Source organism: Pseudomonas sp. GM84, from assembly GCF_000282535.1.
GTDB lineage: Bacteria > Pseudomonadota > Gammaproteobacteria > Pseudomonadales > Pseudomonadaceae > Aquipseudomonas.
On sequence record NZ_AKJC01000143.1, the window covers coordinates 1 to 4,088 of the forward strand.

General features: G+C 64.4%; 5 protein-coding genes. 1 reads left to right on the forward strand and 4 read right to left on the reverse strand.

The annotated features are described in order from the left end of the window. Nucleotides 1-141 precede the first annotated feature (141 nt). On the reverse strand, nt 142-717 hold the full coding sequence (locus PMI38_RS12925) for a HutD/Ves family protein (RefSeq protein WP_008094616.1): 576 nt from the start codon (nt 715-717) through the stop codon (nt 142-144). After that, nucleotides 714-1,424: a histidine utilization repressor gene (gene hutC / locus PMI38_RS12930; protein WP_177324909.1), complete on the reverse strand. Its 711-nt coding sequence runs from the start codon at nt 1,422-1,424 to the stop codon at nt 714-716. The genes PMI38_RS12925 and hutC overlap by 4 nt, the downstream gene beginning before the upstream one ends. A gap of 143 nt (nt 1,425-1,567) precedes the next feature. Here hutC and PMI38_RS12935 point away from each other — a divergent pair, with 143 nt between their 5' ends. After that, nucleotides 1,568-2,932, forward strand: coding sequence for a formimidoylglutamate deiminase (locus PMI38_RS12935; RefSeq protein ID WP_008094619.1), 1,365 nt, complete (start codon nt 1,568-1,570; stop codon nt 2,930-2,932). Nucleotides 2,933-3,043: 111 nt separating this feature from the next. On the opposite strand, the gene PMI38_RS12940 is transcribed toward PMI38_RS12935, so the two are convergent. Next, nucleotides 3,044-3,616 (reverse strand): lipocalin family protein, encoded by a 573-nt coding sequence (locus PMI38_RS12940; RefSeq protein WP_008094621.1) that lies wholly within the window; start codon nt 3,614-3,616, stop codon nt 3,044-3,046. Further along, complete coding sequence (bamE, locus tag PMI38_RS12945; protein ID WP_008094623.1) at nt 3,613-3,867, reverse strand: outer membrane protein assembly factor BamE domain-containing protein; 255 nt, start codon at nt 3,865-3,867, stop codon at nt 3,613-3,615. The genes PMI38_RS12940 and bamE overlap by 4 nt, the downstream gene beginning before the upstream one ends. Nucleotides 3,868-4,088: the final 221 nt, after the last annotated feature.

Consider the following 4,088-nt stretch of genomic DNA (forward strand, 5'->3'; position numbering starts at 1 on the left):
TCGGGCCCTATCGCCGGAAAGCCGGCTCCCACAAGGGATCGTGCAAGCGCTGGGGTTTTGGGCAAGACAGTTGCTCCCACAAAGAGCAGGTCAGCGCTGCCCCCTGTGGGAGCCGGCTTGCCGGCGATAGGGCCAGTGAGATCACTGGGAAAGCTGGGTCAGCTCGATCACGCAGCAGCGCCCCTGCACAGCCACTTCCAGCAAACGGTCGTTACCGCTCTGCTGCAGGCAGTCATACAACCCCAGCGACTGCACCTGGCCATCGACTGTCACCTGCAGGTCCGTCTGGGCACTGAACACCAGCACCGTGCTGGCAGCACTGAACAGCCGGCTACCACCGTCGAACCATTGCAGCCGCGCCCGGTAACGCGCAGGCGCATAGATCAGATTGAAATCCCGAATCGGCCCACCCAACAGCGTGCAGCTCACCTGGCTTTCACCCTTGAAGGCATAGGCATCGAAGGGCAGCAGTGGCCGGCCCTGCTCGCCGTCCACGGTCAACTGCATGCCATCGCCCTGCAGCACGCTGATGATCCGCTGGTAACCGGCGAAACTGGAGAACCCGCCAGACGCCTCGATATCAGCGATCGACAGGCGCCAGCCGAAGCCGTCCAGTCCATCGCCGGCATCGCGGGTGATCTCTTCGGTGAACCCACCGCCGTTTTTCCACGGCATGCGCGGGTAGTCTTGGGCACGCAAGCATTGCAACTGGCTCATTTACTGAAACGTCCTTCCAGGCGATGACGGGAACCGGGGTGAATCAAACGCGCAGCGGTCACCGGCTGGCGACCGGACCAGGTACGCCGACGAATCAGCAGGCAAGGCTCGCCCCGCTCGATCTGCAGCAGCTGGCACTCATCGGGCTCGGCGAGAATGGCTTCGACCACGTGCTCGCCCTCGGTCAGCGGGGCCACCTGGGACAGGTAGGCATAGGGCGTCTGCCGGGTGAAGTCCTGCTTGAGGTAGTCCGGGGCGATCTGCGCGTTGACGTAGCGGTCTTCGATCTGCACCGGCACGCCGTTCTCGAAGTGCACGATCAGCGAATGGAACACCCGCTGGCCTTCGCGCATGTCCAGCGCCAGGGCGCGCTCCGAGCCGGCCGCCTCCTCGGCCAGGACGATGACCTGGCAGCTATGCTGGTGGCCACGCGCGGCAATCTCGTCGGCGATGTTGTTGACCTCGAACAGCGCAGAGCGGGTCTTCGGCTCGGCGACGAAGGTACCCACACCCTGCATGCGCACCAACAGCCCCTCGGCGGTGAGTTCGCGCAGGGCACGGTTGATGGTCATGCGGCTGAAGCCCAGCTCGCTGACCAGCTCGCTCTCGGAAGGCACCCGGTGGTGTGGCGGCCAGCTGCCATTTTCGATCTGCTGGACGATCATCTGCTTGACCCGGGCATACAGCGGCGCCGGGCCCTCGCCCATCTGGGCTACCAGCGCGGAGACAGGAGGTGTCGGCACGGCGTTTGATCCTTGTGCGAGTTGATTGACGGTAGCTTGCCGGAGTTTACCCGGCAGGCAAACGGCTGTATATGTATATACAAGTTAAACAATAACAGGATAGCGCAATGCCCGCCTACTTTGCCGAACGTGCCCTGCTGCCCAGCGGTTGGGCCAACAATGTCCGCCTTGAAGTAACTGCCGATGGCCGGCTGGCCGCCATCGAGGCCGATGCCAGCGCCGAGGGTGCCGAGCGGCTGAACGGGCCATTGCTGCCTGGCATGCCCAACCTGCACTCGCATGCCTTCCAGCGCGCCATGGCGGGCTTGGCGGAAGTGGCGGGCAACCCCAACGACAGCTTCTGGACCTGGCGCGAGCTGATGTATCGACTGGTGGGCAAGGTCACGCCGGAACACTTGCAGGTCATCGCTCGCCAGCTGTACATCGAGATGCTCAAGGCCGGGTACACCTCGGTGGCCGAGTTCCACTACGTGCATCATGACCAGGCCGGCAAGGCCTATGCCGACCCTGCCGAGCTGTCCCGCCGCATCAGCGCTGCCGCCGCCAGCAGCGGCATTGGCCTGACCTTGCTGCCGGTGCTGTACAGCCATGCCGGCTTTGGCGGACAGGCGCCCAACGACGGGCAGCGGCGCTTCATCAACTCCACCGAGCAGTACCTGCGCTTGCAAGAACAACTCGCTCCGCTGCTGGCCGCTCAACCAGCACAGCAACTGGGCCTGTGCTTCCACTCGCTGCGTGCGGTAACGCCAGGCCAGATTGCCGAAGTACTGGCCGCAGGCGATCAGCAATGCCCGATCCACATTCATATCGCCGAGCAGCAGAAGGAAGTCGACGACTGCCTGGCCTGGAGCGGCCAGCGTCCGCTGCAGTGGCTGTACCAGCATGTCGATGTGGATTCACGCTGGTGCCTGGTGCACGCCACCCATGCCGACCACGACGAGGTCTCGGCCATGGCGCGCAGCGGGGCTGTGGCCGGCCTGTGCCTGACCACCGAGGCCAACCTGGGTGACGGTATCTTCCCGGCAGTGGACTACCTGGCCCAGGGCGGGCGCATGGGCATTGGCTCGGACAGCCATGTGTCATTGAGCGTGGTCGAGGAGCTGCGCTGGCTGGAATATGGCCAGCGGCTGCGGGACCAGCGGCGCAACCGTCTGTACCGCGAGGACCAGCCGATGGTCGGGCGCACGCTGTATGACGCGGCACTGTCGGGCGGCGCACAGGCGCTGGGGCACCCGGTGGGTGAACTGGTGGTCGGCAAGCGTGCCGATTGGCTGGTGCTGGACGGGCAGGATCCGTACATCGCCATGGCCCAGGGCGATGCGATTCTCAACCGCTGGTTGTTCGCAGGCTCGGATCGCCAGGTGCGCGATGTGATCGTCAATGGGCAGTGGGTGGTGCGCCAGGGGCGGCATGCACAGGAAGAGGAGAGTGCGCGGGCGTTCGTCGAGGTATTGCGTCAGTTGCTGGGCTGAAGGGTAGACCGCACTGACCCTATCGCCGGCAAGCCGGCTCCCACAAAGAGCAGGCCAGCGCTGGCCCCTGTGGGAGCCGGCTTGCCGGCGATAGGGCCCTTGCAGACAGCCTCAATGCATCTGCACGATCTGCTGGTCCGGCGTGCGCCAGATCAGCCGGCTGGTGTCATAACCTTGCTGCCGCGCCTTGGACAACAGGTTCTCGCGTTCCCAGGCAGGTAGCGTCGGCGTACGCGAAAGTATCCACAGGTACTTGCGATCCGGGCTGCCGACGATCGCCGTGCGGTAGCGATCATCCACGTACAGGATCCAGTACTCGCCCTTGGTCAGGCCCGGCACCGCACGGGTGAACCAGTTGTCGAACTCCACCCACAACCTGTCGGTGTGCCCCGGCTCCTGGATGCTGGCATGGCCCTCCGCACGCAGCCACTCATCGCCGATGGTGCGGCAGCGGTTGAGTACGCCATACGAGCCATCGGGCTTGAGGTTGTAGTGCGCCTCGGACTGGGCGCACTCACTCTGGTACGGCATCGGCAGGCGCGCCAGCTCGAACCACTTGCCTTGATAGCGCTTGAGGTCGACATTGCCGGCGGTCTTCGGCGCCAGCGGGTCGTTGGCCGAGGTGGCGCAGCCACCCAGCAGCATCACCAGGCACATCCCCAGCAGCAGGTGCACACGCGTCATTTGAGGCCCTGCCCTGAATACATCAGCACCTTGTCTGCGGCGTACTGAACGCTTATGAAGCTCTTCTCGTCCCCCCAGGTGCAGCTGCTCATGCCCAGCGCACCGGAGCACTCGGCAGGTGTGCCGAGCAGCTGCTCGACCTCGGCCTTGTTCATACCGGCCTTGAGCTTGGAATAGTTTTCCTGATTGATCTTGCTGCACGCAGTCAGGACGACGCACAAGGACAACAGGGCGAGGGAACGCAACGACATGAAGGAACACTCCTGAAAGGTGGATACAGGCGAGTGGCCTGCAGTGACCTTCGACGGGAAAATCCCTCCCTGGTTCCCTGCCACCCCCCCTTTCGTTCTACACCGTTGGTCGGCTGGCAGGGCGTTTCAGGATGTGGAAAGCACTTCGCGGGACAAGCCCGCTCCCACCGGCAGTCCTGTGGGAGCGGCGGTGCGGCGATCCGACTTGTCCCGCGAAGAGG